Below are 26,571 nucleotides of genomic sequence, written 5' to 3'. Positions count from 1 at the left end.
AAATATACTTCAATCAAAAAAATTAGAAAGCAACTCTATAAGAGTATTTCTATCTGGAATGGGATGAGGCGGCCCATCATTTAACCTTGCTCTGGATGAGCAAAAAGATGAAGATTTAGTAACTAATGTAGAAGATTTTAATTTTTTAGTTGAAAAGTCTTTAAACGATCAATTTGGAACATTTGAAATAGAATATTTCAATGAAAATGGAAATACTGGTATCTTTGTTCAGCCTTCAAATACTGGCGAGCAAAGTGGTTGCTCAAGCTGTAGTGGATGTAACTAATATTTCATTATATTTTCAAAATAAAAAGACAAGAATCGCTCTTGTCTTTTTATTTGTAATTTTTTTATCTTAAAGAAGTTCTTTTTCAATATATTCGCTTGTAAATCCTTTTAAAAGAGCTCCATAACCCATTCTAAAAGTTATTATATCTCCAACCTTATATGAAGTGTTGCTGTCAGAAACATCAACTATTAAATGATCAGAGCTAGCTCCTAGAATTTCAAGCTTATCATCTATTGGCATAAGCGAAGAAATGTCTGTATCTTGTTGTCCAATGGCTAATATAGCTCTTTTTCTAATTCCTTTATCTTCGTAATATGGTTTATTTCCAAAAGCATCAACACCAATTTCTCCAATTGGAAGTGATGGTTTTTCTTTAAGCTCTACAATCTGGCACTTAAGTTCAAAGACATCGTTATTCATACCGATAATGTCTTCGCCGTAAGCGGTTTCTCTACCTAGAAGCATAGACTCTCCCACACGGAGATTTGTAATTCCTTCAGGAAGTTCGCCTTTATCAATAAGATAAATAGAGCTAGAATTTCCACCAGAAACAATTGGAAGCTCTAGATTAAATTCTGTTCTTAGTTCATCTGCAATATCACATAATCTAGATAGATTATCATTTTTAGGAATAACGGCGCCATAACAAGTGAGATTAACTCCTATTCCTTTTATTTCTATATTCTCAAGTTTAATAATTTCTTTAATGTTTTCTTTCAAATCTTCAGCTTCAAAATAACCTTCTCTTAAGTCTCCTAAATCTACCATAATAATAACTGAGTGTACTTTATTAAGAGTCTTAGCAGCTTTATTCAAAGCCTTTAAGGTATCTAATTCTGAATTCATGCTTATGTCAGCATACTTAACTACATCTTCAACCTCACAAAGCATAGGAATGCGAAGTAGCATTTTTTTTGTTTTTAAATCTTTAAGCTTCTTTAAATTTTGGATTCTCGAATCCGCGAAATAGTCAACTTCTACCGAATCTAGCTCTTTAACTATGTCATGATTTGCACACATAGACTTTACTACTAAAGCTGTTTTGCATCCCCCTTTTTCGCAAAGATTTTTAATGAAGGTAGCATTATCTCTTAGTTTATTAATATCTATTGTAATTTTAGGATACATCTTCTTCTCCTTTTAAAAAGTATTTTTCGTCAATTTCTAAGCTATCACACATAAGCTTAAATGCAGCATCCTTGTGCACCTTAGAAAGAACTCCTAAAGATGCCATTATATAATGATTGTCAATTAATATTTCTGCTTCAGCAGTAGGAAATAGTAAAAGACCAGTGTGATTATTTTTAGCGATTGACTCAATTATTGATACTCTATTAGGAAGTCTAGTTAATGCTCCACCTGTTCCTACAATATACCTAACTTCCGATAAATCTTTACCTTCTGCCAGAGATGATCTACCCGAAGGTCCATAAACATTTCTGATTTTGCCAGCATGTCTTTCCACAGCTCTTAAAACAGCTTCTTTTGTCAGTCTTTCGACAAATTTCACTTCATCAGGGTTCTTAGGTATAGCCTTATAGGTTTGCATTATATTGTCAATATTTAAACCCAGCTCTTTTTCAAGTATTTCTTTGCCAATTTGTTTAACAATATTAGGCATATTTACAAATACTCCCAAATCGCCTTCAACTGTTCTCTTTGCAAGAGGTTCTGGACTCACAAGAATTCTTTCTACCTCTTCCGAACCCTTAGTTACAGAATGCAAATCTGTAGTAGCTCCTCCTACATCTAGAACCATTACATCGCCAATTTTTTCATACAATAATTTTGAGCTTTCCATTACTGCTCCAGGTGTTGGAATAATTGGACCATTAACTAGGTCTCTAACGTGTTCCATACCTGGTGCATGAATGATATGCTCTTCAAATGCATCTTGAATAACTTTTCTTGTAGGTTCAACATTAAGCTCGTCTATTTTAGGATATACATTATCCACAATATAAAGTTTGTAATTTGTACCTTCAAATATTAATTTGATTTCTTCTTGATTTTCAACATTTCCTGCATAAATAAGTGGAATAGGCAAATTAAGACCTGCTAATAATTCTGCATTATAAATAGCTGTATCTCTCTCTCCATAATCCACTCCACCTGCTAGCAAAATTATATTTGGATGAATTTCTTCGATTTTTTTCAAATCTGTACGTCTTAGCTTACCAGCAGTAACTTGATGAATAATTGCCCCTGCTCCAAGCGCAGCTTCTTTAGCTGCCCTTGCAGTCATGTCATATACAAGTCCATGAACTGTCATTTTAAGTCCTCCAGCCGCACTAGAGGTAGCAATCATTTCTGTATATTCAATTGACTGAGCATTTAAATTCTCAGCCAAATCATCAATAGCACTATTTAATCCAATTCTAACATCACCTTCTAAAACTGAAGTAGGTGCTTGTCCTTGACCCAGAAAAACTGGGTCAGGACTATTTATATTATTGAAGGCATTTACGACTGTCGTTGTTGAACCTATTTCAGCAACTAAAACATCGATTTTCATTATTTCCCTTCTCTCATCTCTCTTCTTTTCTTAACAAGGAAAGTTGCAACATGAATACCTTTTGAACCTCTACCAAATCCAGCATCCACGCCTTGCTTAACTGCAACCTCTGGAGTAACCTGAGTTCCTCCGCATCCGATCATAATCTTATCACGGATACCTTTTTCTACAGCTAGCTCATGAATGCGCTTCATATTTTTATAATGGATATCATCATGACTGATAATAGTTGAAGCTAATATAGCATCTGCTTTTAATTCTATAGCAGCATCTACTAGCTTCTCAACAGGTACAGATGTTCCTAGATAATGAACTTCAACACCGTATTTTTCAATACCGCCATGTTTAATATCTATTACTTCTCTTAGACCAACTGAATGCTCATCTTCTCCAACAGTTGCCGCAACTATTTTAAGTGGAGTTTTTTCGATATCTTCTCTTATTTCATCTTCAGAAAGTATTTCTGGCTCTGGAGGAATAACAAGGCTGTTGATATCTATGCTAAATGGAACTCTTCCTTTTAGCTCTATTCTAGTTCCTTCAGCTTCTTGCATTACTTCTCTATTAATAACTTCAACTTCTTCCAAGTTCATCTTTTTAGCAAATTCTATAGCAGCAAATTCAGCAATTCTTTTACTAGTTGGAAGGAACATAGTTAAAAGAACTGTACCATCTGCTTGCCATTCTACCTCAGGTTTAATCATTGATGAATGTCTGAATTCTTTAGTTTCTTCCATTCTAACGTTAACGTTATCATTTTCATCTAGCTCATCAATATATACGATTTTTTCTGGTACTTCTAAAGTACAACCATCGATTAACTTTGAAGGTTCAGATACTAATGCCTCGTCGTATTGCTTAACATTGTTGTATCCGAAGTGAGCTGTAACTGGAGCCATATAGTCTTCATCTCTCTCAAATACAGTTCCTGCACCAATTCCTCCATCTATTTGTCTTGCGATTCCATCGCCATTTCTTTCTGGATAGTACCCTGAATCAACGAAGAATCCTTGCTCAACAGCATTGAAGTATCCGCCAGCTTCAATTATTTCTTCCATAAATAGAACAGCTCTTTCTTTAAGCTCTCTTACTGTGTCGCCAAGAACGCCTTCTCTTTTAAGCTGAACCATATCCATTAATCCATCCATACCAATTAGAGCTTGTTTTGCTGTATCGCAAGCTTCTATATTGTATATATGCCAAGGAACGTTTCTTCCCTCGTCAGGAGTAATTGTAGATTGAATATCTGCTCTTGTAAGTTTAGATATAAGAAGATTTAGAACATGAGTTACAGTAGCTTCTCTAGTAGATGCTTCCATATACTTTGTATTCATCTGTGCTCTCATTCTATATCCTTCAAACATCTCTCTTAAAGCCACTGCATATGGTAAATCTAAATACATAGACGGTGCTGGTGGAGCAGTAGGAGGAACTGTAGATAAGCAGATATTTGATTTTTTCATTCCAACTTTAAGCGAGAATATTGAGTTTAAAGCATGCTGAACCATAAGTTCAGGCATTACTTTCCAAGCTTCTCTAGCTGTAGCGTTTGCATTATGCGCTCCATCTATCTGAGCCATATCAGCCCAAGCCATGATAGTTTTTGATTCGCAAGCATCTATAAAAGAACGAATCATATTAATATTTCTGTATAGTACGTTGTATTGTGGATCTTGGTGAGCTCCATTAACTCCCTCTTCAGCAAACATAACTGCTATATCAGGACCTGCAACTCCAGAAACATATGAATGATAGTTAATTGGTCTTCCTACTTCTTCTTCAATTAAATCAAGTGCTTTACGCTGAGCTCTAACTTGCTTTCTAGTTATAGGTACTCCACCAATCCCTTGAGGAGTTCCTTCAATTAAACCATCGTAGTGAGATTGTCCAGCTGTACGGATAACCATTATATGGTCAGCTCCATGCCAAGCAGCCATTCTCATACGTCTAATATCGTCTTCAAATCTTCCTGAAGCAATCTCTGTTGTGATTACTGGAAGTGGTTGTGGATCGATATCACCAAAATATTTTGCTGATGGTAGTGCAACACTATTTTCTAAAGGAGTAGAAGCATCTTTATAAATAAAAGGTCCCATTTGAAGATTTTCAGCTGGTTGTCTCCATGTCCAACCTCTTCTTTTTGGAGTATATTTATCAAGGTCTTTTAATATATTTTCAACGTCAAGTTTTTCATTAACTCTTAACTGTAGATCTTTTTCCATTATTTTACTCCTCCTTTGAAAATTTGAATAGCATCATCCCAGTACTTGCCTTCACTTAATGCAAGTCCAGCTTCTCTAACAGAGATATTTTTTTCTTTCGCTATTTTGTAAACTATATGACCAGCACCTTTTCCCATAAGCCCTCTATCCATAGTTTTATCTACTATTGCTTTAGCTTCTAAAGATGAGAATCCCATACGAAGAAGTACAGATCTTTCAATTGAAGGAGTTGTATTCTTTTTCCCTAAATCCAATAATGGATCAACTATTTTTTCTGCCATTTCCCAAAATCTTGCTTGAAGCTCTTCGTCGCTTAAGTTAGCTAAATGAGCTCTTCTTTGTTGAAAATCGTCTGCTCTTTTCATTCTAATCCTCCCTAAAATAAAAACTATTTTATTAACCCTTTATTTCTTTAATAGTAGCTTTAACAAATTCTGTATCTGATTTAGTTTCCTTAACTAGGAAATCAATGTCAGAATCATCTAATTTTGCATCAGGATAATTAGCTAATGCATTTTTTATCAGTGATTTTCTAAGTTTATTCATATCATGGTCAACTGCTTTTATCATGCCAGGATTTTCTGGAAGTATAATGTTTATTCCAGCAATTTCTTCTTTTGGGTTACCGAATTTAATATCTATTCCATTATCTCTAGCAAAAGCTAGTTGAGGCTGAATATGCTTACCAGCACCAGTGTATTCAGTTTCTTGTACTACAATTATCTGGTCCTTATCCATTTCTTGTGCTAAAGAAAAAGCTGCTGCTAATGCAGTATTCCCTGCAGGTCCTTTTTCAAGTCCTTCTAAACTAGCAAGTGTCTCTGTGATATAAAAAACTTCACCTTGATTAACCGTTACATATCTATCCATGTAGCGAAGTGGCCTCGCCGCTGATCTTGGAACATCTGATCTATCAGGCCATGTTGCAAAAGGCATACCAAATCCAGTATGGCTAGTAGTAAAGGATTTCTTATTAAATTGAGTATCTGATGCCATATGAAGCCCTTGGAGATTTACACTTGCAGCCACGACTTCTGACTGTGCTCCAGCTTTAATAAGACCTCTAGCTGTACCTGTAAGATTTCCTCCACCTGCATTTGAACAAACAACTACATCTGGATCCTTGCCATAAGCCTCTCTAAATTCAACTGCAAGCTCATATCCTAAAGTCTCTACTCCAGCTATTCCAAATGGAGTATATAATGAAGCGTTGAAATATCCTGTTTCTTCTAAAAGCGATAAGAATTTATAAAAAAGCTCTGGACCAACTGATAGCTGAACTACCTCTGCCCCAAGTGCTTCACATTTTCTTGCTTTTTCGATTATCTCAGGCTGGCCTACTCCTTTTGAGTCATAGCATTCTTGTACTATAATACACTTTAATCCTGCCATTGCTGCTTGTGAAGCAACTGCCGCACCATAGTTTCCGCTTGTGGCAGCTATAACACCTTTATATCCTAATTTTTTTGCATGATATACAGCATTAGCAGCTCTTCTAGCTTTAAAACTTCCAGACGGATTTCCAGCTTCATCTTTTATAAATATTCTAGCTCCTTTTCCTGGCGCTGCATATTTTCTTGCCAAAGCTGTTATATTTCTAAGCTCTAAAACTGGAGTTCTTCCTACTCCTGTAGAGTACTGGATCTTTTGCATTTCTTCTAAGGTGTATCCAGTTTCTCTCATCATTTTTTCATAGTCGAAAGATAAAGAGCCACTTTCAAAAGTAGTGTAATCTATGCCAATAGCATTTTTCATTATCTCATTTCTTCTTGACATAACGCCACTGTATGACATGTCCTTACTCATTTCCTTCACCTCCAAAAGTAATTTCTCTAACCTGCTCAGAAATTTTTAAAAGCTCAGGAACGAATTTTCCGAAATCATGAGTATAATATGGATTCACTTCTAAAAGCTTTCCTTCTTCTACTCTTTTAGTTCTTGTAGTAATTGATACTTGATCTCCGATTTGAGCATCCTCATTAAGATAGCCTTTAATCCACATCTCAAGAGGTACTTTTTTAGTATCATCAGGAACTTGTGGCGCTCTTTCTTCAGGAGAAAGAACTATCTTATGGATTAGTACCCAATCACCTTTTTTTGCCATTTTAGTCACTTCCTATTTTTTTATATATTTTTATTTTACGATTTTAGCTTCTTCAGATATTAAATCTCTAAAGTCTCCCATGATAGCTCTTGGTACTGGTAAATCTATCATAGTGTGAAGACCTGGTCTTGCATTTATAATTTGAGGAATCATATTAACGCACATTGCTATAGTTCCAATTCCTCCTGGAACCTCTGGTGAGTTAACCATGTTTATATTTGGCACACCGTTTATAATTACATAGTCGCCTGTTTGAACTCCAACTTGCTCTGGCTCGATTTGTTGTGGATGATCCATTTCAATCTTAAGCTCACCATCAACGTATCCAAATCCTTTCATTGCGCATCCAGCAACATTGCCAGCTTTAGCAAATCCATATGGTGATTTTCTATCTACATCAGTTACAATTGGCTCCATACTTTGAGTAATTGGCGCGCTGAGCTTCCATCCAATTGCATCTGCAATCATTCCAATAGACTCATGGAAACCAACGTGCCCTGCTAGAGTTCCTTCTTGTACTCCTTTGTTAAACTCTTCAACTGTAATGCCTATTCCTTGCTCTTCCATTACAGCAGGTCCAAATGGAGAAAGGCTGTTTACTCTTCTTGATAAAATTGAATGAACTTCTTCACAGCATCCAGTCATAAGTATCACTAGTAAATCCATAATAAGACCAGGATTAATTCCTGTTCCAAGAACAGATACTCCATTTTCTTTTGCTAATCTGTCTATTTCTTTTGCTAGCTCTGGCTCTTGTGCCATAGGATATGCCATTTCTTCTGCAGATGAAATAACATTAATTTTCTTTTCTACTATAAATTTTATTTTATCAAATGCTTTTCTTGTAAATGAATCTGTGCAAAGTAAAACTACATCCGCAGCTTTTTCTGTTATAACATCTTCCATAGCTCCAACAATTACATCTTCTCTATCTCCTCTTGGAGTTGAAATATGATCATACATGCTAGTTCCTAGCATTTTACCTCTACCTACAACCCCAACGATTTCTACTCCTTGTTTCTTTAATAGCATATCGGCCATTCCTCCGCCCATAGCTCCTAGACCCATTATTATTACTTTAACTTTTTCCATTATTAATTTCCTCCTCGTTATATAAGTAAATAATCATATTTAACACACATCTTTTGTTAATAGCAATATCAATGCCAATATTTTATTATTTATAATTTTGCTAATTTTATTTAAAATTAATAACGTCTTAGGTGGTTATTAAGCCATTTTCAAGACTATTCTTATAATAAGACATTTATTTATTATTTAAAAAATCCGAAAATTTTGAATAAAATTATTGTATTTGAATAAAAAAAGCAAAATAATTTGCACTTTAGTGCAAATTATTTTGCTAAATTTTATATTTTTTAATTTTATGCTGTAAGGTTTGCCGTTTTATCCCTAGTTCATTAGCAGCTTTGCTTATATTTAAAGAATTTCTCTTTAATGAATCCATTATTAAGCTCATTTCTATTTCCTCTAGAATTTGATTTAAATTTTTCTTAGATATATCAATTTGTTTTGCAGTAGCTCCTACAAAGCTATTGTCAGTTTCAGGTAGCAAAATATTGTTTTCGTTTATAACATGTTCATCATCTATCATAGATAGTGCTGCCATTATGGTATTTTCTAATTCCCTTACATTGCCAGGCCATGAATAGTTGATTAATTTTTCCTTTGCCTTATCAGATATAAGCCATACTTCTTTCTCATATATTTCATTGTATTTTTTTATAAATCTCTCACTAAGTGGAACAATATCCACTTTTCTAGCTCTTAGTGGTGGTACATTAATTGGGATAATATTCAATCTATAATATAAATCTTTTCTGAGTATTCCTTTATCTACAAGTAATGATGGCTGTTCGTTTGTGGTAGCAATTATTCTCACATCGATAGGAATATCTTTCATTCCACCTACACGTCTTATGTATCCTTCTTGTAGCACTCTAAGTAATTTAGCTTGAAGCTCATATGGCATGGAGTTGATTTCATCTAATAGCAAAGTCCCTCCATTTGCTTGTTCAAATAATCCTGGCCTATCTATTGCGCCAGTAAATCCGCCCTTAGAGGTTCCAAAAAGAATTCCTTCTAGTAGAGACTCAGGAAGAGCTGCGCAGTTTTGTGCCAAAAATGGCATAGCCTTTCTTGGTCCCTCATAATGAATACTTTGAGCAATTAGCTCTTTTCCAGTTCCTGTTTCTCCATAAATAAACACAGATGCAGTAGTTTTTGCAGCCTTTCTAGCAATTGATAACGAGGCTGAAAACTCTAAATCTTTGCCATAAATATTTTCAAATGTATATTTTTTTATTTTCTTTATTCGTCTGTTTGGAGTATTAATTTCTTTTTGAAGCTCAAGTATAGTTTCTGACATTTCCTGAATTTCAGTTATATTTTTAGCAATTTCAATCGCTCCTACAACCTCTTTATTATTAAGAAGTGGCATAGTTGTATTAATTGTAGTAATTTCTTTACCATCCTTATTTAAATAAGTTTGCTTTTTATTTATAATGTCAACTTTATTGTTCAGAGCAGTAAGCAATGTACTTTCATTAATTTTCATTCCTTTAAACACTTCAAGCAAAGGTTTTTTAATTACATCTACTTCTTTCATATCTTCAAGCCTAGCCATTGCTTCATTATAAACTACTGTATTTCCCTCTTTATCTATTACATGTACCCCTTCTTGTATGTGATGCAAAATTTTTTGCATCACTATCTGTTGGAATTTGCTCTTCATAATTAATATCCTCCAAAAAAAATAAGGTTAGAATAATTCTAACCTTATTTTAACATAAATTTTTTATAATACTGCATCTTTGTATAAAGGATACTTATCAGTCAGAGCTCTAGACATTTGTTTTGCTTTTTCGATATCCTTTTGACCTAATACTACTTCAATTATTTCTGCAATAGTTTCCATATCCTCTTCATTCATACCTCTTGTAGTAACAGCTGGTGTTCCAAGTCTTACACCACTAGTTATTAAGAAATTAGCTGGGTCGAACGGAATAGAATTTTTATTTACAGTTATATGTGCTTCATCTAATAATTTTTCAGCATCTTTACCAGTAACATTTTTACTTCTTAAATCAAGAAGTACTATATGATTATCAGTTCCACCACTAACTATATCAAAACCTCTTTTAATTAATGCATCTGAAAGAGCTTTTGCATTTGCAACTACTTTCTTTTGATATTCCTTAAAGTCTGGGCTAAGTGCCTCTTTAAAGCAAACTGCTTTAGCTGCAATTACATGCTCTAGAGGACCACCTTGAATTCCAGGGAAAATTGCTTTATCAATCTTAGTAGCATATTCTTTCTTACATAAAATTACTCCCCCACGTGGACCTCTCAAAGTTTTATGTGTAGTACTAGTCACGAAATCTGCAACCTCGCAAGGATTATTATGAAGACCAGCAGCAACAAGGCCAGCAATATGAGCCATATCTACCATAAGATATGCTCCAACTTCATCTGCAATTTCTTTGAATTTTTTAAAATCAATTTCTCTTGGATACGCACTCGCCCCAGCAACAATCATTTTAGGTTTAATTTCATGAGCTAGTCTTCTCACTTCATCAAAGTCAATCATGCCATCTTCTTTGGCTACCCCGTACTCAGTAAAGTCAAAATACTGGCCAGATATATTAACTGGAGATCCATGAGTTAAATGACCTCCCTGAGATAGGTTCATACCCATAACCTTATCTCCTGGCTTTAAGAATGCAAAGTACACTCCCATATTTGCTTGTGAACCAGAGTGAGGCTGGACATTAGCATGCTCTGCTCCAAATATTTCTTTTAATCTATCTATTGCATAATTTTCCATTACATCTACGTGCTCGCAACCGCCATAGTATCTTTTGCCAGGATACCCTTCTGCGTATTTATTAGTAAAATAGCTTCCCATAGCTTCCATAACTGCTTCACTCACGATATTTTCTGAAGCAATCAATTCAATATTTGTTCTTTGTCTTTCTAATTCCGTTTTTAAAGTTTCATAGACTTCTGGATCAAACTTCTTTAAATTTTCAAAATTCATGTTATCACCTCATGGAATATTTTAAATTTTTTGACTTGTTCAACAATATAATACCATAAAAAAATGGAAATATATAAAAATATTTATTTTTTATGGTAGTTTTCGTTGTATAATTTTTATACGGACAATAAAAAAGGTGGTGGAGTTATGACTCAACTAAATGACATGCAGAAAAAACAAATTTTAAGATTAGCATTATATGCTGGCGAAATCATGCTTAAAAATGGAGCTGAAACCTATAGAGTGGAAGATACGATCACAAGAATCTGTAAATCAAAAAAACTTAAGCATATAAGTGCTTTTGTTACGCCTACAGTAATTATCGTATCTGATGACAGATTTGATGGATACAGCTTTATTAAAAGAATTAAATTTAGAAATACTGATTTAAATAAAGTGGCTATGATAAATGACTTTTCAAGAGAATTTATATTAGATGATTTAGATATATGGGAAGGTATTAAGGAATTAAAAAAAATAGACAAAGCTCCTTCTTATAAAACTCTTACTAAAATGATTTGGGCAGGTCTAGCTTCTGGAATGTTCGCGCTTATTTTTGGCGGTAAAATCAGCGATTTTATAGTAGCATTTTTCATATCTATGATTGCCATGATTAGCTTTGAAAAATTAGAGCGACTTTCAGAAACATCATTTTTAGCAAATGCAGCTGCTAGCTTCATTATAGGAATTCTTGCAATAGTAGTTAGAAAGATAGGGTTTGGTCACAGTCTTGACATGGTTATAGTTGGCTCAATAATGCCTCTTCTTCCAGGCGTTGCCTTAACCAATGGTATACGTGATTTCATATCTGGTGATCTTATTTCTGGCGTATCTAGAGTATCTGAGGCATTGCTTACAGCCATTGCTATTGCGGTAGGAATAGGTAGCGCTCTTAAACTGCTGATAATGCTTGGAGGTGTAATCTAATGTCACTAATACTACATTTTATATATTCTTTTTTTGCTACAGTTGGTTTTGCTGTTGTTTTTAATACTCCAAAGAAATCCCTTATTTATGGTGGTCTTTGTGGCGGTACTGGTTGGACTGTTTATACGGCTCTTCAACCATTAATTTCACCAGCCCCCGCAAACTTAATTGCTGCAATTTCAGTTGCTGCGTTAGGAGAGCTATTTGCTAGAATAAATAAAAACCCTGTTACTGCATTTGTCATACCTGGAATAATACCATTGGTTCCAGGCTACGGTATATATAGTACAATGCTCAATTTGCTTCAAAATAATTTAGAGCAAGGATTGTCTCTAGGTCTAAATACTATTTTCAATTCAGGAGCTATAGCAATAGGAGTAATTCTAGTTTCTTCAATAGCAAAAATCTTGAAAAGAAAAAATTCAAAAAAGCCAATGACCTTGCCAAGAATTTAGTTAATTTAAACCTAAATATTTTTATGATTATATCAGAGCATATTATAATAGTTAAAAAAGCAGGATTATATTTGTGAAACTTCATCACAAAAGTAATCCTGCTTTATTTCATAGCCCTATAAACATTAATTATATTAACGATTTACCTTTAATTTCTACTACAGTTGAACTAAATTTTTTAGATTCTTTTAGTTTTGGCTCATTTAGTCTAATTATTATAAAAGAAATTATCATAAATACTACTCCAGTTAATAGCATTAATATCTCAGAATTATAGTTAATAGCTTTCATTACTCCATATGAAGCAAATATCCCTAAAATAAGTGCAAGTAGTGGTATTCCATAAATAATAAATGCCGCTAGAAGAACATCTGGAGATTCTAAATCAAGTTCAACTATATCTCCTTTTTGAGCTTTTATATTATTTATTGCTTGGACTATAATTGATTTTTCATCACTAGTACCCAAGCCACACGCTTTACAGCTTTCGCAAGCTGTTTTTCTATCAATTTGCACATATGCGTTGTTAGCTTCTACATTAACCACTAAACCTACTTCTCGCATTTACTGCCTCCAAACATATTAATTATCAAGTAAACCAATTCCCAGTTCTAAAAGCGCAGTGTTATCAGCCTCTGATGGAGCATTAGTAAGTGGACATGAAGCATTTTGAGTTTTAGGAAATGCAATTACTTCCCTAATGCTTTCTTCTCCAGCCAGTAACATGATTAATCTATCAAGTCCAAATGCAATTCCACCATGAGGAGGCGTCCCATATTTAAACGCTTCTAATAAAAATCCGAATTTATCCCAAGCTTCTTCTGTGCTAAAACCAAGAGCTGTAAACATTTTTTCTTGGATTTTAGAATTATGAATTCTAATACTTCCACCACCAAGCTCTACTCCGTTAAGAACCATATCATACGCCTTTGCTCTAACTTTAGAAGGATTGCTTTCTAGTAGCCCCATATCTTCATCAAGAGGACTTGTAAATGGATGATGCATAGCAACATACCTATTATTGTCTTCATCATATTCAAATTGAGGAAATTCTGTTACGTAAAGTAATTTATACTCATCTTTCTTTAATAAATCCAACTTCTTAGCTGCATCTATTCTTACATGTCCTAATGAATCAAAAACTATTTTATCTCTATCTGCAACAAATAAGATTAAATCTCCAGTTTTAGCATCCATTTTAGATAAAATTCTATTCATCGCTTCATCATTTATAAATTTAGAAATAGGTGAATTAACTCCCTCTGAAGTAAGCTTAATCCATGCTAATCCCTTTGCTCCATACGTCTTTGCCACATCTTCAAGAGCTGTTATTCCTTTTCTCGTGAAATTAGATTCATATCCATTAATGTTTATTGCCCTTACACTTTTACCTTCTTCCATTGCACTAGTTTCAAATACTGAAAACCCACAATCTTTAACTTCTTCAGTTAAATCAACTATTTCAAATCCAAATCTTACATCTGGTTTATCTGAACCGAATCTTGACATAGCTTCATCATAAGTCATTCTTTGTAATGGCAAATCTATTTTTACATTTAGCGCTTCATCAAATACCTTGGCTATTAATCTCTCCATAATCTGCATTACATCTTCCATATCCACAAAAGACATTTCGCAGTCTATCTGGGTAAATTCAGGTTGTCTATCTGCTCTTAAATCTTCATCTCTAAAGCACTTAACTATTTGGTAATATCTATCCATTCCAGATACCATCAAAAGTTGCTTAAATAGCTGTGGAGATTGAGGGAGTGCATAAAATTTACCATTGCTAACTCTACTTGGTACCAGATAATCTCTAGCACCTTCTGGCGTAGGCTTAGTAAGCATAGGCGTTTCAACATCTATAAATCCTTCTTGAGACAAGAAGTTTCTTACAATTTGAGTTACTTTATGCCTTAAAATAAAATTTTTCTGCATTTTAGGTTTTCTAAGATCTAAATATCTGTATTTTAGTCTTAAGTTTTCAGAAACATCATCATCGTCCTTAATATAAATTGGTGGAGTATTTGCTTCATTTAAAATGTCTATACTATTAGCAAAGATTTCTATATCTCCAGTTGGAATATTGCTATTTTTTGAACTTCTTTCCCTTACTATTCCGCTAATTGCAATTACATATTCACTTCCAATTTTACTTGCTTTTTCAAATGCTTGCTTATCAATCTCTTCATCAAATACTATTTGGCATATTCCTTCTCTGTCTCTTAAATCAACAAAAATTAAACCACCAAGATTTCTAGCTCTTTGCACCCATCCCATTAACACAACTTCTTGATTTATATGTTCATTTCTTAAATCCCCACAATAATGAGTCCTTTTCATATTATCCCTCCTATATTTATCTTTATTTCAAATTTTTAAAGTAATTTACTATGTCATCTAGCTTAATTTGGGTCTGAGTAGAATTTGACATATCTTTCACCGTAACTATCTGATTATTTATTTCATCATCACCTAGTACAATAGTGAATCTGCTATTTAGCTTATCAGCATATTTAAACTGAGCTTTTATACTCTTACCCACATGATCTTTCTCACAGCTTATACCAGTTTTTCTCAAATCATATAAAATTTTAAATGCTTCGATTTCGGCAGCTTCTCCCATAGAAGCTATAAACACATCTAAGCTTGGCTGCTGATTTATATCTTTTTCTAGATTATCTAGAAGCAATAATAATCTTTCTATCCCTAATCCAAAGCCTACACCTGGAATTTTAGGACCACCTAGCTCCTCTATTAAACCATCATACCTTCCTCCACCGCAAACTGTAGATTGACTGCCTATGTCATTTGATACAAATTCAAAAGCTGATTTTGTATAATAATCTAAGCCTCTTACAATATGTGGATCAATTGTATAATCTATTTTCATTGCAGTAAGATATTTTTTAAGCTTTTCAAAGTGTAATTTGCTTTCTTCATCCAAATGGTCAATCATTAGCGGTGCATCGTGTGATATTGCTTTACAGGTTTCATTCTTACAATCAATAATTCTCATTGGATTTTTTTCAAATCTATCCTTGCAAGTCTGACAGAGATTATCATAATTTGGCTTAAGATAATCCCTAAGGATTTTATTATATTCTTTTCTACTTTCTAAAGTCCCTACAGAATTTATCCTCAGCTCGATTTTATCATCAATTTCAAGTCGTCTAAAAAATTCTACTGCTAAAGAAATAACTTCTGCATCTGCTGAAGAGCTATCTGTGCCAAAAATTTCAATTCCAAATTGATGGAAAGCTCTGAGTCTACCAGCTTGTGGCTTTTCATATCTAAAACAAGGTGTTATGTAAAAAAATTTGGATGGCTGTGGATCTGCATATAGTTTATTCTCAATATAAGCTCTTACAACTGGAGCCGTTCCTTCTGGTTTTAGAGTTATACTTTCCTTGGACTTTGCTTCAAAAGTAAACATCTCCTTTTGAACAATATCAGTAGTATCTCCTACTCCACGTTTAAAAAGCTCTGTATATTCAAAATCAGGAGTTCTCATTTCTCCATAACCAAAATCCGAGCATACTTTTTTAAATAAGGTTTCTACATAATTCCATTTATTTATATCCTTAGGTAGTACATCTTGAGTTCCTCTTGGCCTCTTTATATCCACTTTTCTACCTCCTTATTTTTCTTTGCTATAACTTGTTCAACATTATCTATATACAATTTTACATCTTTAATATTGGATACTCTTTCAATTCTATTTTCTTCTGGATATGTAAATTTTGAAACACTTCCAGAACCAAAAGCAATTATTGTTTGCTTTTCTTCCATAATTGCAATATTATATAGAGATATTTTGTCTTCTAATGCATATCCTATATTTTCTAAATTTGATAACATATTTTTTTGTCTGTATAGATAATATGGTTTCATACCTAAGTAATCTGCTGCATCTGCGGATATCTTCATGAAGTCTTCAATATTATACGTCCTTAACTTATCTAACGCCCCTTGCGAATCATTAATTAATGTTGAAGCTTTTTTTATCGCTAGAGTATGGACAGTCAAGCTATCTGGTTTTAATTCTTTTATATGACTTAAAGTTTTAGTTATATTTTCTATAGACTCATCTTCTAATCCTAAAATCAAATCCATATTAATATTATCAAAGCCTATATCTCTAGAAATTTTAAAACATTCAATAATATCACTTACTGTATGATTTCTTCCAATTTTTTTTAAAGTAACGTCGTTCATAGTCTGTGGATTTATCGATAATCTAGTTACAGGCGACATTTTGATAGCTTCGAGTTTTTCCCTATCCAAAGTATCAGGTCTTCCTGCTTCGAAAGTAAACTCTTTAACGTTTTTAAGCGGAACATAAGTTTGAAGAATTTTAATAAGTCTTTGAAATTGATTAATTGATAGAGTACTAGGGGTTCCCCCACCAATGTAAATCGACAACAATTCTTTATCGTAAATAACCTTATTACTATAAAAGAATTTTAGTTCCTTTTCTAAGCTATCTAGATATGGATCTATTAAATTTTGTCCTTTATCTAAGCTACATGAAAAAAAAGAACAATAGTTACATCTTGAAGGGCAAAATGGGATACTTATATAAATTGAATATGATTTCTCTATATCATCAAGATATTTAGATTGAATTTTTGCTATTCTCAACATCAAATCTATTTTTTCATCAGAAATATAATATATTTTATTCAACATTTTTTTTATTGTTATATAATCTATGTTCTTCTTTATTAAATCCTGAGCTATTTTAACTGGTCTAATTCCTGTGAGTATCCCCCAAGGATGATTTGAACTAGGATAAATACTTTTTAGAGCTTTAAATAAAGCTTTTTTATAGGATATAGTTTCTTTAAAGCCATCATCGACTTTTTCTATAAAGCATAGCTTTTCGCCATCATTTTTTATAATAGTTGAAATATCTTTAGCACTCCTAAACATTTCAATTTCAAGTTCATCACTAATATGAAATGAATTTAAGAGTTGCTTTACTTCAAATTCAACACTTTGATTGTCAACTTTAATAATCATGGAACTCATCTCTCATAAATGGATTTGAGGTTTTTTCATACTCTAGAGTTGTTGCGCCCCCGTGTCCTGGAAGAACAGTATAATTTATTGTAAGCTGCTTTAGTTTTTTCAGCGAAGCTTTCATTCTATCGGAATCCCCACTGTATAAATCTGTTCTTCCCATAGATCCAGCAAACAATGTGTCTCCACTGAACATTATTTCATTTACCAATATGCACATACTTCCCTTTGTATGACCTGGTGTATGCATAATTTCCAGCTTTAAATCCCCAAGTTCCAAAGTATCTCCATCGTGGAGCATCAAATCAGCATTAGAAGAAACTGAATTCATTCCTAATTGCTTTGAAAAATTATAGTCTGGGTTTTCAAGTATTTCTTTTTCCAAATAATGAATTACTATTTTGGGATTATAAGTATCCTTTAAATAGTTTATTGCTCCAATATGATCTCCATGAGCATGTGTTAGGATAATGTATTTTAAATCAAAACCATTGTCTTCAATTATATCTCTTATATTCTCAAAATCAGCACCTGGATCAATCACAGCTGCGCTCATCGAATTTTTATCCGCAATTACGTAACAGTTAACCCTATAGACGCCTACTTCTAGTTTTTCCAAAAACATGTACTTCCTCCTAAAATAACTTACTTGAGTCTAATAAAATTGTAACAGGTCCATCATTTTGAATGTCTACGAGCATATCTGCACCGAATATACCGACTTCAACTTTTATTCCTTTTAATTTTAAAGTTTCTATCATTTTTTCATATAGTGGTATTGCTATCTCTGGCCTTGCTGCATCTGTAAATCCAGGTCTTCTTCCTTTTCTACAATCTCCATATAATGTAAACTGAGAAATTAAAAGAATTTCTCCCTTTATATCATCAATTGATAAATTCATCTTTCCTTGCTCATCTTCAAATATCCTAAGACCTGATATTTTATCTGCGATATAGTCTAAGTCTTTATCATTATCTTCATGGGTAATTCCCAAAAATACTAAAAGACCTTTGTCAATCTCACCATTAATATAATCTCCATCAGAAGTATTTTGAATTTTAACACTCGCTTTTTTAACTCTTTGAACTACAGCTCTCAATTTATACCTCCTAGTTAAATAGTCTAAATATGTCGATAACTCCTTCTACCCGTCTAATTTGATTCATTATACTCTTTAACTGCTCTTTACTTAAAACTTCTAGAACTACATTCATAATCGCAGTTCCATCCTTGCTAGTTCTGGCATTAATTCCATTTACTGTTATTTTTTCATCAGCTAGTATTCTACTTACATCTGTAAATAAGCCTCTTCTATCAATTGCTTTAATTTGAATCTCAGCTTCGAAATTTTTATTTTTGTTTTTATCAATATCCCACTCAACATCTATTAGTCTTCCTCTTGAAGCATCATCGTCATTTAAAGTATTCGGACAATCAGATCTATGAATAGAAACTCCTCTACCTTTTGTAATATATCCTACAATATCATCACCTGGAAGAGGATTACAGCATTTTGCAAACCTAATCAAAATATTGTCAATTCCCTTTACATGAACTCCTTGATTACCAGTTTTTTTCTTTTGCGCTGATTTTTGAATTGTCTTTTCTTGGATTCTTTCTTGAATTTTCTCTTCTTTTAATTTATGATTGTCTGCTTCATATTTTTCTTTAAGCCTCGGCATTACTTGACTAAGTGTGATTCCACCGTATCCTAGCGCAGCATACAAATCATCTTCGCTTCCTTGTGTTACTAGTTTTGCAACCTGAACTAAATACTTGTGTTTTAGAAAATCTCCAATAGGAAACCCTTGTCTTTTAGTTTCTCTTTCTAGTATTTCTTTGCCTTTTTCAATATTTTCTTCTCTTCTTTCTTTTTTAAACCATTGCCTAATCTTGTTTTTAGCATGAGAGCTTTTTACTATATTTAACCAATCTCTGCTAGGTCCATTGGAATTTGATGAGGTCATAACTTCAACTATATTTCCATTTTTTAATTTGTAATCAAGAGGAACTATTCTTCCATCTACTTTAGCTCCTATACATCTATTTCCAACTCCAGAATGGACTTTGTATGCAAAATCAAGCGGGGTAGATTCAGCAGGCAATTCTATAACATCACCTTTTGGAGTAAATACAAAAACTTGATTTACAAATAAATCTATCTTTAATGATTCCATAAATTCAGTTGGATCAGATACATCTTTTTGCCATTCCATCATCTGTCTAAGCCAAGAAAGTTTTTTATCCATATCTGATTCATTAGGATCAATTTTTCCTTCTTTATACTTCCAATGTGCTGCAATACCAAATTCTGCAGTCCTGTGCATTTCCTTAGTTCTAATTTGTATCTCTAAAGGCTCACCATCTGGCCCTAGCACCGTAGTATGAAGTGATTGATACATATTCGGTTTAGGCATTGCAATATAGTCTTTAAACCTTCCAGGCATAGGTTTCCATATCGTATGAACTATACCTACTACCCCGTAACAATCCTTAAGTGAGTCTACCAAAATTCTTACAGCCATTAAATCATATATTTCTTCAAAAGATTTGCTTTGATACTTCATTTTTCTGTATATACTATAAAAATGTTTAGCTCTTCCTTTTATATCGCCTTCGATATTAGCTTCTGCTAATTTATTTTTAAGTAAATCAATTACACCTTGAATATATGCTTCTCTTTCTCTTCTTTTTTTAGATACTTTCTCAATTAAATCATAATAACCCTCTGGATCTAAATATCTAAGAGCTATGTCTTCCATTTCCCATTTTACTCTGGATATTCCTAATCTATGTGCAATTGGAGCATATATTTCAATTGTCTCGGTTGCTTTTTCCTTTGCTTTTTCCTCAGACATATACTTTAGAGTTCTCATATTATGAAGTCTATCAGCAAGCTTAATTAAAATAACTCTTATGTCCTTTCCCATAGCCATGAACATTTTTCGGAGATTTTCTGCTTGAGTTTCTTCTTTTGATTTATATTCAATTTTCCCTAATTTTGTTACTCCATCAACAAGCTCTGCAACTTCAGTTCCAAATAGTCTTTCTATGTCGGAAAACGAAACCTCCGTATCTTCTACTACATCATGCATTAATCCTGCGGCAATCGTAAAAACATCCAGTTCGAGTTCAGCTAAAATTTTAGCAACCTCTAACGGATGTATAATATATTTCTCACCAGATTTTCTATATTGACCCTCATGAGCATTATAAGCATAGTTGTAAGCTTTAATAACTATATCTAAATCTGCATCAGGATTATATTGTTCTATCATCAATAATAAATTTTCAAGCATAAAATCACCCACTAACATAAGAGTCATAAATTGAGCTTTATTAAATATAATAATTATATCATAATCACCTAGGTACAAAAATTATAACTTATCCTTTATTAGGATAAGTTATAATAACATATCTAGTATATACATTTTCTAAAATAACTAATATTTTACTAAAGAGTTAATATGATATTCAGAAAGCTTGTCTCTACCATTTAAAAATTCTAATTCAATTAAAAACTCCATAGCTTCGACTTTTCCTCCAAGACGTTCTATAAGCTTTGCAACAGCTTGAACTGTACCACCTGTTGCTAGTAGGTCATCTACGATAGCTATTTTATGTCCCTCTTCAATTGCATCCACATGTATTTCTAAAGAATCAACTCCATATTCTAACTCATATTCTATATTAGCAGTTGCTGCTGGCAATTTACCAGGCTTTCTTACTGGAATAAATCCAACGCCAAGGGCATAAGCCACAGCCGCTCCCATCAAGAATCCTCTTGCTTCTGGTCCAACAACATAATCTATATTTTTATCTTTTAGATCAGCTACCATTTTGTCCACAGCGTATTTAAAATAATCACTGTCTTTAAGTAATGTTGTTATATCTTTAAAATTAATTCCTTCTTTTGGAAAATTTTCTATTTCTCTAATTCTCGATTTTATATCCACTTGTTTTCCTCCTAAGAAAATAGATTATTTATCATAAAGATTAATAAAATCCAATGATTTAATAGTTTTTGTTTCATCTAAATTTTTTTTACCAATCAACTTATTTATAATTTTTACACTAACAGATCCATCTGAGTAATCTAACTCAAAATCTATAATTTTTAATTCTTTAAAAACCTCTAGGATTACTAAAAAACTAAGCTCAGAAATTCTAAAGTATTCGCAGGTTTCAAAGATATAGAACTTTATATTAAGTTTATTCATTATAACTTTATATAAGCTTATAAAAGTTTCTCTGCTTGGTACTATATCCTCAGTATGAATAATTTTATCTATAATACTTAAAACCTTAATATTTTTACTTTCAATATTAATCGAAGATAAAAAACTATCTGATTGATATATAACAATATTATTATATCTTGAAAGGTCTAAATTATCAATAATTGGTGATAGTATTATTGTATAGTCATTTATGGAATTTTCGAAATCTACAGTAGGCTTTATATTATAAAAATGTAATCTTTCTATTAAGCTAAAATAACTCTCACAGGTGTTTACTATCAGTAATTTTTTGCCATCCAAACATAACATCTCATCAAAATTTATTTTTTTATCTTTATCTATTTTTGTTAGTTGATTCTTAGCTAGAGTCAAGGACTTGCATTTCAATATAAAATCATGCATGATTTTAAGTGCCTCACTATAGTTATAAGAGCTTCTTAAATCTCTTAATAATAATTGGATTTTGTCTTTATTATTAAAAGAATTAATTTCTAACTCAAATACAAAATCTACTGGAAAATTCAAATCTATATTATTAATAAGCTCATGTTTGTTAAATCCAATTATTTCTATATCATCATTAATTTCACTTTTAAAATGCTTTTTCATTTTACCAATATATTTATAATTTGATAATTTATAATTAGTTAGACAAAATAAAGGCTTTCTATTTCCAATACCAAACGGTTCTAATTCGCTTAATATTTTTAAGGTATTAGAATTAATATCTTTCAATTTAAGTTTTGAATCAATTTCAATTATTCTTTGGAAATGATTTTTGTTTAAAATTTCTTCAGCAATTTCATTTATCATTAATTCGAACTCGGCAATTCTATCTTCATGGATTGTTATTCCAGCTGCTTGATTATGCCCCCCAAACTTAATTAAGCATTCATCCAATTTTAATAGATTTTCAAATAAATTAAATCCATCAATGCTTCTTGCTGATCCTTTGCCAATATTCTCGTCTTCGATAGCTATTACAAAAGTGGGTTTATTATATTTTTCCGTAAGCTTTGAAGCTACTATTCCTATTACTCCACTATGCCAATTCTTTGACGAGGCTATTAATATTTTATTATTTTTTGATTTCTGCTCTATAAGAGCTACAGCTTCTTCAAAAATTTTTAGCTCAACAGTTTGTCTTTCGCGATTTAGCTCTTCGATTTTTCTTGCCATAATAACAGCTTCTTCAAAATCATCTTCTATAATCAAGCTTACCCCTAATTCAGGAGTGCCCATTCTACCTGTAGAATTTATTCTAGGAGCTAATATAAAAGCTATATTTGATGAATTAATATTGCTGGAATTTATTCCTGAAACTTCCATCAATGCTTTTAATCCAATATTTATAGTCTTTTTTAAAGATAATAACCCATTTTTAACTATAACTCTATTTTCTCCACTTAGCTCAACTATATCAGCAATAGTAGCAATACAAGCAATTTCTATTAGTTCATCAAATAAAATGCTATCATTATCATCAATTAAAGCTTGAGCAATTTTTAAAGCGATACCTGCCCCACATAAATGTTTGTAAGGATAATGACATTCATGCTGCTTTGGATTAATTATTCCAATTGCATCAGGTAGTATTTCTTTACATTCATGATGGTCTGTAACAATAACATCCAAGTCAATAGTTTTAGCATACTCAATTTCATCGACTGAGGTAATACCACAATCCACAGTAATAATTAAATCTGCTCCCATTTTTTTAATTGTATCTATCGCCTGAGTGTTAATTCCATAGCCCTCTTCTATTCTCTTTGGTATATAAAATATTGAATTAATACCTAAGAAATTAAAGGTTTTTAGTAAAATGGAAACAGAGGATATTCCATCCACATCATAATCTCCATAAATACATATTAGCTGATTGCTATTTTTTGCTTTATTTATCCTACTTACAACCTTCTCCATATCTTTTAAAAGATACGGAGAAATCAAATCAGCTTTTGTTGGATTCAAAAATGATTTTGACTCTTCAATATTTATTTGCCTTACCTTTAATAAATGAGATTTTAAATCCTCTTCTTGGCCTTTTTCTCTAAGCAGCCATTTGTTCTTCATTATTTCACCTCTTACGTTGTGCTATTACTATTGATATAATCAGAACTAGTCCCATAATAGCAGAGGCTAAGTATCCAATTATCCCTAGAACTGGATACCCCCAAAGAGTAGGTTCTACTTTGGTAGTAATCACCAGTGAAGATCCTACTATTAAGCCTGCTATTATTAAGCTAATAGATATTATGTTTGTTACATGATTAAGAGTCTTGTCTATTTTCACAAAAGAGCTATCATCAATAGCAATCTTTATATTATTTTTTTCAATTGATTTAAGTAAAATTCTTAACTGTCTAGGCAAGCTTTTAAAATCAGATAAAAATCCCTTTATTGAATATTTTGATTCTAAAGCTATATTTTTCAAACTTAACTTATCTTTATAAAAATCCTTTGCAAAATCTGTTAAAATTTCAGATATGCTTATTGATGGATTTATTTCTCTTACTCCACCTTCTAATGTTATTAATGTTTTAGAAAGTAGTGAAACTTGACTAGGTAACTTAAGATTGTTTTCTCTACAGAACCTTAAGAACTCGGTTAACAGCTCTGTAATGTTTATTTTGCTTAAAGATAATGAATAATAGTAATGAATAAAAATATTTAGATCATGGTATATTTTTTGAACATCAGCATCCATAGATATTGCATCCATTTCAAACAAAGCATCTACTATGCTTTGAGTATCATTTATAGTTAAAGCTATAAAGATTTCAGATATAAATTCTATAGTGTTTTTATCAATAAATCCAACCATTCCAAAGTCAATTAAAGCAATTTTATTATTTTTTAATATCAATATATTTCCAGGGTGAGGGTCAGCATGAAAAAATCCATGTATAAAAACTTGCTTCATAATTGCTTTAATCCAAACTTGACTTATTTCAATTTTATTGTAATATTTATCATTATTTTCGATTTCATTAATTTTTATTCCATCAATCCATTCCATAGTTAACACTTTTTGAGAAGTTAACTCCCAATTTATTTCAGGAATATAAATTTTATAATCATTTTTATGAATTTCTCTAAATTTATCACAGTTTCTTGCTTCGAAATTATAATCTAGCTCTCTTAATATCTGATTCGAGAATTCCTCATAAATCTGAATAAAGCTTATTCCAGAATAATTTAAATACTCATCAAGTAATCTAGCAATGCTTCTAAGAATATCTAAGTCCATTCTGATAGTATTTTCTATATTAGGTCTTTGAATTTTAATTATTACTTTATCTCCAGTTTCTAAAACTGCAAAATAAACTTGTCCAATTGATGCTGCTGCTAATGGTTTTTTATTAATATACTTGACTTTATCTTCTATATTTTTATTGAATTGACTAAAAAATACAGTATTTAAGTCCTCGTAAGAATTTGGATTTACATCATCTTGAAGTTTTTTTAATTCTGTTAGAATATCTGAATCCAGTAAATCACTTCTTGTAGATAAAATTTGTCCTAATTTTATAAAAGTAGTTCCTAATTCTTCAAAAGCGCATCTAATTCTTTCTCCAGTCGACATATTCATTATATTACTATTAGCAGGTATTTTAATTTTTCCAAAAACTTCTTCAATATTTATTTTTTCGGCAAAAAAAGTAAAACCATACTTTCCAAGTATCTGAAGTATTTCTGAGGTTCTTTTTAAGTTATTATACTTAGGCTTATAATACTTAAATTTCATTAATACACCCCCTGAAGAAAACAATATCTATATTATATGCTCAATAAATTCTTAACAATATTTTATGAGTTCATAATAGAAAATATTCGAAAAAAAAAGGCAATATTTATATATTGCCCTTTTTTCCTTTAATTAAAACCCATATTGGGCTTGCAATAAAAATAGATGAATAAGTACCAACCATTATACCTGTGAGCAAAGGAAGTGTGAATTCTCTTATTGATTCAACTCCAAAGATATATAATGCAATAATGGCAAGCAATGTAGTAAGCGAAGTATTAATAGATCTAGATATAGTTTGTTTAATAGACATTTCTGCTACTTCTTCATATGCATTTTTCTTTGCATGTTTCATATTTTCTCTAATTCTATCAAAGACAACTATTGTGTCGTTAATAGAATAACCTACTACTGTAAGCATAGCCGCAACAAAAGGACTATTAAGAGGAATTCTAAAAATAGCATAAATAGCTAATACAAATAATACGTCATGTGTTAGAGCAAGTATTGCAGATATTCCATATGAAAGTTGGAACCTAAAGGTTATGTATATTAGCATTCCTATAGTTGCAATAATTACTGATAAAAGTGCTTTATTCTGAATTTCTTTTCCCATTGCAGGTCCAAATTGTTCAGATCTTAGAGGCTGGCTTTCATCTAAGCTATACTTTTCTTTGAATAAACCAAATAACTCCATTCTAGCTTCATTATTTAGGTTTTCGGTGGTCCTAATTTGAATTATATCTTTAGTTTCACCAATATGATTTATAGTCGCATTTTTATCAATTCCATCTGTAATTTCTCTTATTTCAGTAGCTTCAATATATTCTTTCATCTGAATTTCAATCAGCGTTCCTCCAGTAAAATCTATACCTAGATTATATCCTCTAATCATGCCTAAAATCATACCAATTATAATTACAATTAGGGATAAGCTAAACCAAATTTTCTTATTTTTTATAATATTCATTTGCTTTCCCT

General features: G+C 32.0%; 23 protein-coding genes. 3 read left to right on the top strand and 20 right to left on the bottom strand.

Features of this window, described 5'->3' with window-relative positions:
* Positions 1 to 206: 206 nt before the first annotated feature.
* On the top strand, positions 207 to 359 hold the full coding sequence (locus tag B5X47_RS13800; RefSeq protein WP_159446461.1) for a hypothetical protein: 153 nt from the start codon (positions 207 to 209) through the stop codon (positions 357 to 359).
* Here the strand turns inward: B5X47_RS13800 and orr are convergent.
* The 9 genes from orr to B5X47_RS10285 form a co-directional block, all read right to left on the bottom strand.
* Positions 356 to 1,417: an ornithine racemase Orr gene (orr, locus tag B5X47_RS10325; RefSeq protein ID WP_013361501.1), complete on the bottom strand. Its 1,062-nt coding sequence runs from the start codon at positions 1,415 to 1,417 to the stop codon at positions 356 to 358. The two genes, B5X47_RS13800 and orr, sit on opposite strands and share 4 nt — an antisense overlap.
* A complete protein-coding gene (locus tag B5X47_RS10320; protein WP_079590072.1) occupies positions 1,407 to 2,804 on the bottom strand; it encodes a GlmL-related ornithine degradation protein in 1,398 nt (465 codons plus the stop codon). The genes orr and B5X47_RS10320 overlap by 11 nt, the downstream gene beginning before the upstream one ends.
* Positions 2,804 to 5,026, bottom strand: a complete 2,223-nt coding sequence (gene oraE, locus B5X47_RS10315) for a D-ornithine 4,5-aminomutase subunit OraE (protein WP_079590071.1) — start codon at positions 5,024 to 5,026, stop codon at positions 2,804 to 2,806. Before oraE ends, B5X47_RS10320 begins: the two co-directional genes overlap by 1 nt.
* A complete protein-coding gene (locus B5X47_RS10310) occupies positions 5,026 to 5,391 on the bottom strand; it encodes an ornithine aminomutase subunit alpha (RefSeq protein WP_079590070.1) in 366 nt (121 codons plus the stop codon). Before B5X47_RS10310 ends, oraE begins: the two co-directional genes overlap by 1 nt.
* Positions 5,392 to 5,422: 31 nt before the next feature.
* Positions 5,423 to 6,832, bottom strand: coding sequence for a 2-amino-4-oxopentanoate thiolase subunit OrtB (gene ortB, locus B5X47_RS10305; protein WP_079590069.1), 1,410 nt, complete (start codon positions 6,830 to 6,832; stop codon positions 5,423 to 5,425).
* Entirely contained in the window at positions 6,825 to 7,130 is a 306-nt protein-coding gene (gene ortA, locus B5X47_RS10300; RefSeq protein WP_013361506.1) for a 2-amino-4-oxopentanoate thiolase subunit alpha, read from the bottom strand. The genes ortB and ortA overlap by 8 nt, the downstream gene beginning before the upstream one ends.
* A gap of 30 nt (positions 7,131 to 7,160) precedes the next feature.
* Entirely contained in the window at positions 7,161 to 8,222 is a 1,062-nt protein-coding gene (ord, locus tag B5X47_RS10295) for a 2,4-diaminopentanoate dehydrogenase (protein ID WP_013361507.1), read from the bottom strand.
* A gap of 271 nt (positions 8,223 to 8,493) precedes the next feature.
* Positions 8,494 to 9,885: a sigma-54 interaction domain-containing protein gene (locus B5X47_RS10290; RefSeq protein ID WP_013361508.1), complete on the bottom strand. Its 1,392-nt coding sequence runs from the start codon at positions 9,883 to 9,885 to the stop codon at positions 8,494 to 8,496.
* Between the two features lie 63 nt (positions 9,886 to 9,948).
* A complete protein-coding gene (locus tag B5X47_RS10285) occupies positions 9,949 to 11,190 on the bottom strand; it encodes a serine hydroxymethyltransferase (RefSeq protein WP_079590068.1) in 1,242 nt (413 codons plus the stop codon).
* Positions 11,191 to 11,337: 147 nt separating this feature from the next.
* Here B5X47_RS10285 and B5X47_RS10280 point away from each other — a divergent pair, with 147 nt between their 5' ends.
* Both B5X47_RS10280 and B5X47_RS10275 read left to right on the top strand, forming a co-directional pair.
* A complete protein-coding gene (locus B5X47_RS10280; protein ID WP_013361510.1) occupies positions 11,338 to 12,117 on the top strand; it encodes a threonine/serine exporter family protein in 780 nt (259 codons plus the stop codon).
* Complete coding sequence (locus B5X47_RS10275; protein WP_079590067.1) at positions 12,117 to 12,572, top strand: threonine/serine exporter family protein; 456 nt, start codon at positions 12,117 to 12,119, stop codon at positions 12,570 to 12,572. The genes B5X47_RS10280 and B5X47_RS10275 overlap by 1 nt, the downstream gene beginning before the upstream one ends.
* A gap of 129 nt (positions 12,573 to 12,701) precedes the next feature.
* On the opposite strand, the gene B5X47_RS10270 is transcribed toward B5X47_RS10275, so the two are convergent.
* From B5X47_RS10270 to secF, 11 genes are all read right to left on the bottom strand, one after another.
* Complete coding sequence (locus tag B5X47_RS10270; RefSeq protein WP_079590066.1) at positions 12,702 to 13,136, bottom strand: SoxR reducing system RseC family protein; 435 nt, start codon at positions 13,134 to 13,136, stop codon at positions 12,702 to 12,704.
* Positions 13,137 to 13,154: 18 nt separating this feature from the next.
* Positions 13,155 to 14,915, bottom strand: a complete 1,761-nt coding sequence (gene aspS, locus B5X47_RS10265; RefSeq protein WP_079590065.1) for an aspartate--tRNA ligase — start codon at positions 14,913 to 14,915, stop codon at positions 13,155 to 13,157.
* Between the two features lie 22 nt (positions 14,916 to 14,937).
* Positions 14,938 to 16,200 (bottom strand): histidine--tRNA ligase, encoded by a 1,263-nt coding sequence (gene hisS / locus B5X47_RS10260; protein ID WP_079590064.1) that lies wholly within the window; start codon positions 16,198 to 16,200, stop codon positions 14,938 to 14,940.
* On the bottom strand, positions 16,191 to 17,597 hold the full coding sequence (hemZ, locus tag B5X47_RS10255) for a coproporphyrinogen dehydrogenase HemZ (protein ID WP_159446460.1): 1,407 nt from the start codon (positions 17,595 to 17,597) through the stop codon (positions 16,191 to 16,193). The genes hisS and hemZ overlap by 10 nt, the downstream gene beginning before the upstream one ends.
* Positions 17,587 to 18,222: an MBL fold metallo-hydrolase gene (locus tag B5X47_RS10250; protein ID WP_079590061.1), complete on the bottom strand. Its 636-nt coding sequence runs from the start codon at positions 18,220 to 18,222 to the stop codon at positions 17,587 to 17,589. Before B5X47_RS10250 ends, hemZ begins: the two co-directional genes overlap by 11 nt.
* A gap of 10 nt (positions 18,223 to 18,232) precedes the next feature.
* Positions 18,233 to 18,697, bottom strand: coding sequence for a D-aminoacyl-tRNA deacylase (dtd, locus tag B5X47_RS10245; protein ID WP_079590060.1), 465 nt, complete (start codon positions 18,695 to 18,697; stop codon positions 18,233 to 18,235).
* Between the two features lie 10 nt (positions 18,698 to 18,707).
* Entirely contained in the window at positions 18,708 to 20,897 is a 2,190-nt protein-coding gene (locus tag B5X47_RS10240; RefSeq protein WP_079590142.1) for a RelA/SpoT family protein, read from the bottom strand.
* Between the two features lie 147 nt (positions 20,898 to 21,044).
* On the bottom strand, positions 21,045 to 21,557 hold the full coding sequence (locus B5X47_RS10235) for an adenine phosphoribosyltransferase (protein ID WP_079590058.1): 513 nt from the start codon (positions 21,555 to 21,557) through the stop codon (positions 21,045 to 21,047).
* Positions 21,558 to 21,581: 24 nt separating this feature from the next.
* The gene (gene recJ / locus B5X47_RS10230; RefSeq protein ID WP_079590057.1) at positions 21,582 to 23,915 is read right to left on the bottom strand and encodes a single-stranded-DNA-specific exonuclease RecJ; all 2,334 of its coding nucleotides are present in this window, start codon (positions 23,913 to 23,915) and stop codon (positions 21,582 to 21,584) included.
* A gap of 4 nt (positions 23,916 to 23,919) precedes the next feature.
* On the bottom strand, positions 23,920 to 25,590 hold the full coding sequence (locus B5X47_RS10225; RefSeq protein WP_079590056.1) for an ABC1 kinase family protein: 1,671 nt from the start codon (positions 25,588 to 25,590) through the stop codon (positions 23,920 to 23,922).
* A 106-nt stretch (positions 25,591 to 25,696) separates the two neighbouring features.
* Positions 25,697 to 26,560, bottom strand: a complete 864-nt coding sequence (secF, locus tag B5X47_RS10220) for a protein translocase subunit SecF (RefSeq protein WP_079590055.1) — start codon at positions 26,558 to 26,560, stop codon at positions 25,697 to 25,699.
* Positions 26,561 to 26,571 lie beyond the last annotated feature (11 nt).

Source organism: Acetoanaerobium noterae (genome assembly GCF_900168025.1).
GTDB lineage: Bacteria > Bacillota > Clostridia > Peptostreptococcales > Filifactoraceae > Acetoanaerobium > Acetoanaerobium noterae.
This window is presented reverse-complemented; position numbering and strand designations above follow the sequence as displayed.

Excerpts from the sequence above, each read along its gene's own strand:
- aspS (WP_079590065.1), bottom strand. The coding sequence starts at position 14,915 with ATGAAAAGGACTCATTATTGTGGGGATTTAAGAAATGAACATATAAAT.
- B5X47_RS10240 (WP_079590142.1), bottom strand. The coding sequence starts at position 20,897 with ATGCTTGAAAATTTATTATTGATGATAGAACAATATAATCCTGATGCA.
- B5X47_RS10320 (WP_079590072.1), bottom strand. The coding sequence starts at position 2,804 with ATGAAAATCGATGTTTTAGTTGCTGAAATAGGTTCAACAACGACAGTC.
- B5X47_RS10225 (WP_079590056.1), bottom strand. The coding sequence starts at position 25,590 with ATGAAATTTAAGTATTATAAGCCTAAGTATAATAACTTAAAAAGAACC.
- secF (WP_079590055.1), bottom strand. The coding sequence starts at position 26,560 with ATGAATATTATAAAAAATAAGAAAATTTGGTTTAGCTTATCCCTAATT.
- hemZ (WP_159446460.1), bottom strand. The coding sequence starts at position 17,597 with ATGATTATTAAAGTTGACAATCAAAGTGTTGAATTTGAAGTAAAGCAA.
- orr (WP_013361501.1), bottom strand. The coding sequence starts at position 1,417 with ATGTATCCTAAAATTACAATAGATATTAATAAACTAAGAGATAATGCT.
- B5X47_RS10280 (WP_013361510.1), top strand. The coding sequence starts at position 11,338 with ATGACTCAACTAAATGACATGCAGAAAAAACAAATTTTAAGATTAGCA.
- B5X47_RS10270 (WP_079590066.1), bottom strand. The coding sequence starts at position 13,136 with ATGCGAGAAGTAGGTTTAGTGGTTAATGTAGAAGCTAACAACGCATAT.
- B5X47_RS10290 (WP_013361508.1), bottom strand. The coding sequence starts at position 9,885 with ATGAAGAGCAAATTCCAACAGATAGTGATGCAAAAAATTTTGCATCAC.
- recJ (WP_079590057.1), bottom strand. The coding sequence starts at position 23,915 with ATGAAGAACAAATGGCTGCTTAGAGAAAAAGGCCAAGAAGAGGATTTA.
- ortA (WP_013361506.1), bottom strand. The coding sequence starts at position 7,130 with ATGGCAAAAAAAGGTGATTGGGTACTAATCCATAAGATAGTTCTTTCT.
- ord (WP_013361507.1), bottom strand. The coding sequence starts at position 8,222 with ATGGAAAAAGTTAAAGTAATAATAATGGGTCTAGGAGCTATGGGCGGA.
- ortB (WP_079590069.1), bottom strand. The coding sequence starts at position 6,832 with ATGAGTAAGGACATGTCATACAGTGGCGTTATGTCAAGAAGAAATGAG.
- B5X47_RS10275 (WP_079590067.1), top strand. The coding sequence starts at position 12,117 with ATGTCACTAATACTACATTTTATATATTCTTTTTTTGCTACAGTTGGT.
- oraE (WP_079590071.1), bottom strand. The coding sequence starts at position 5,026 with ATGGAAAAAGATCTACAGTTAAGAGTTAATGAAAAACTTGACGTTGAA.
- B5X47_RS13800 (WP_159446461.1), top strand. The coding sequence starts at position 207 with ATGGAAATACTGGTATCTTTGTTCAGCCTTCAAATACTGGCGAGCAAA.
- B5X47_RS10285 (WP_079590068.1), bottom strand. The coding sequence starts at position 11,190 with ATGAATTTTGAAAATTTAAAGAAGTTTGATCCAGAAGTCTATGAAACT.
- B5X47_RS10250 (WP_079590061.1), bottom strand. The coding sequence starts at position 18,222 with ATGTTTTTGGAAAAACTAGAAGTAGGCGTCTATAGGGTTAACTGTTAC.
- B5X47_RS10310 (WP_079590070.1), bottom strand. The coding sequence starts at position 5,391 with ATGAAAAGAGCAGACGATTTTCAACAAAGAAGAGCTCATTTAGCTAAC.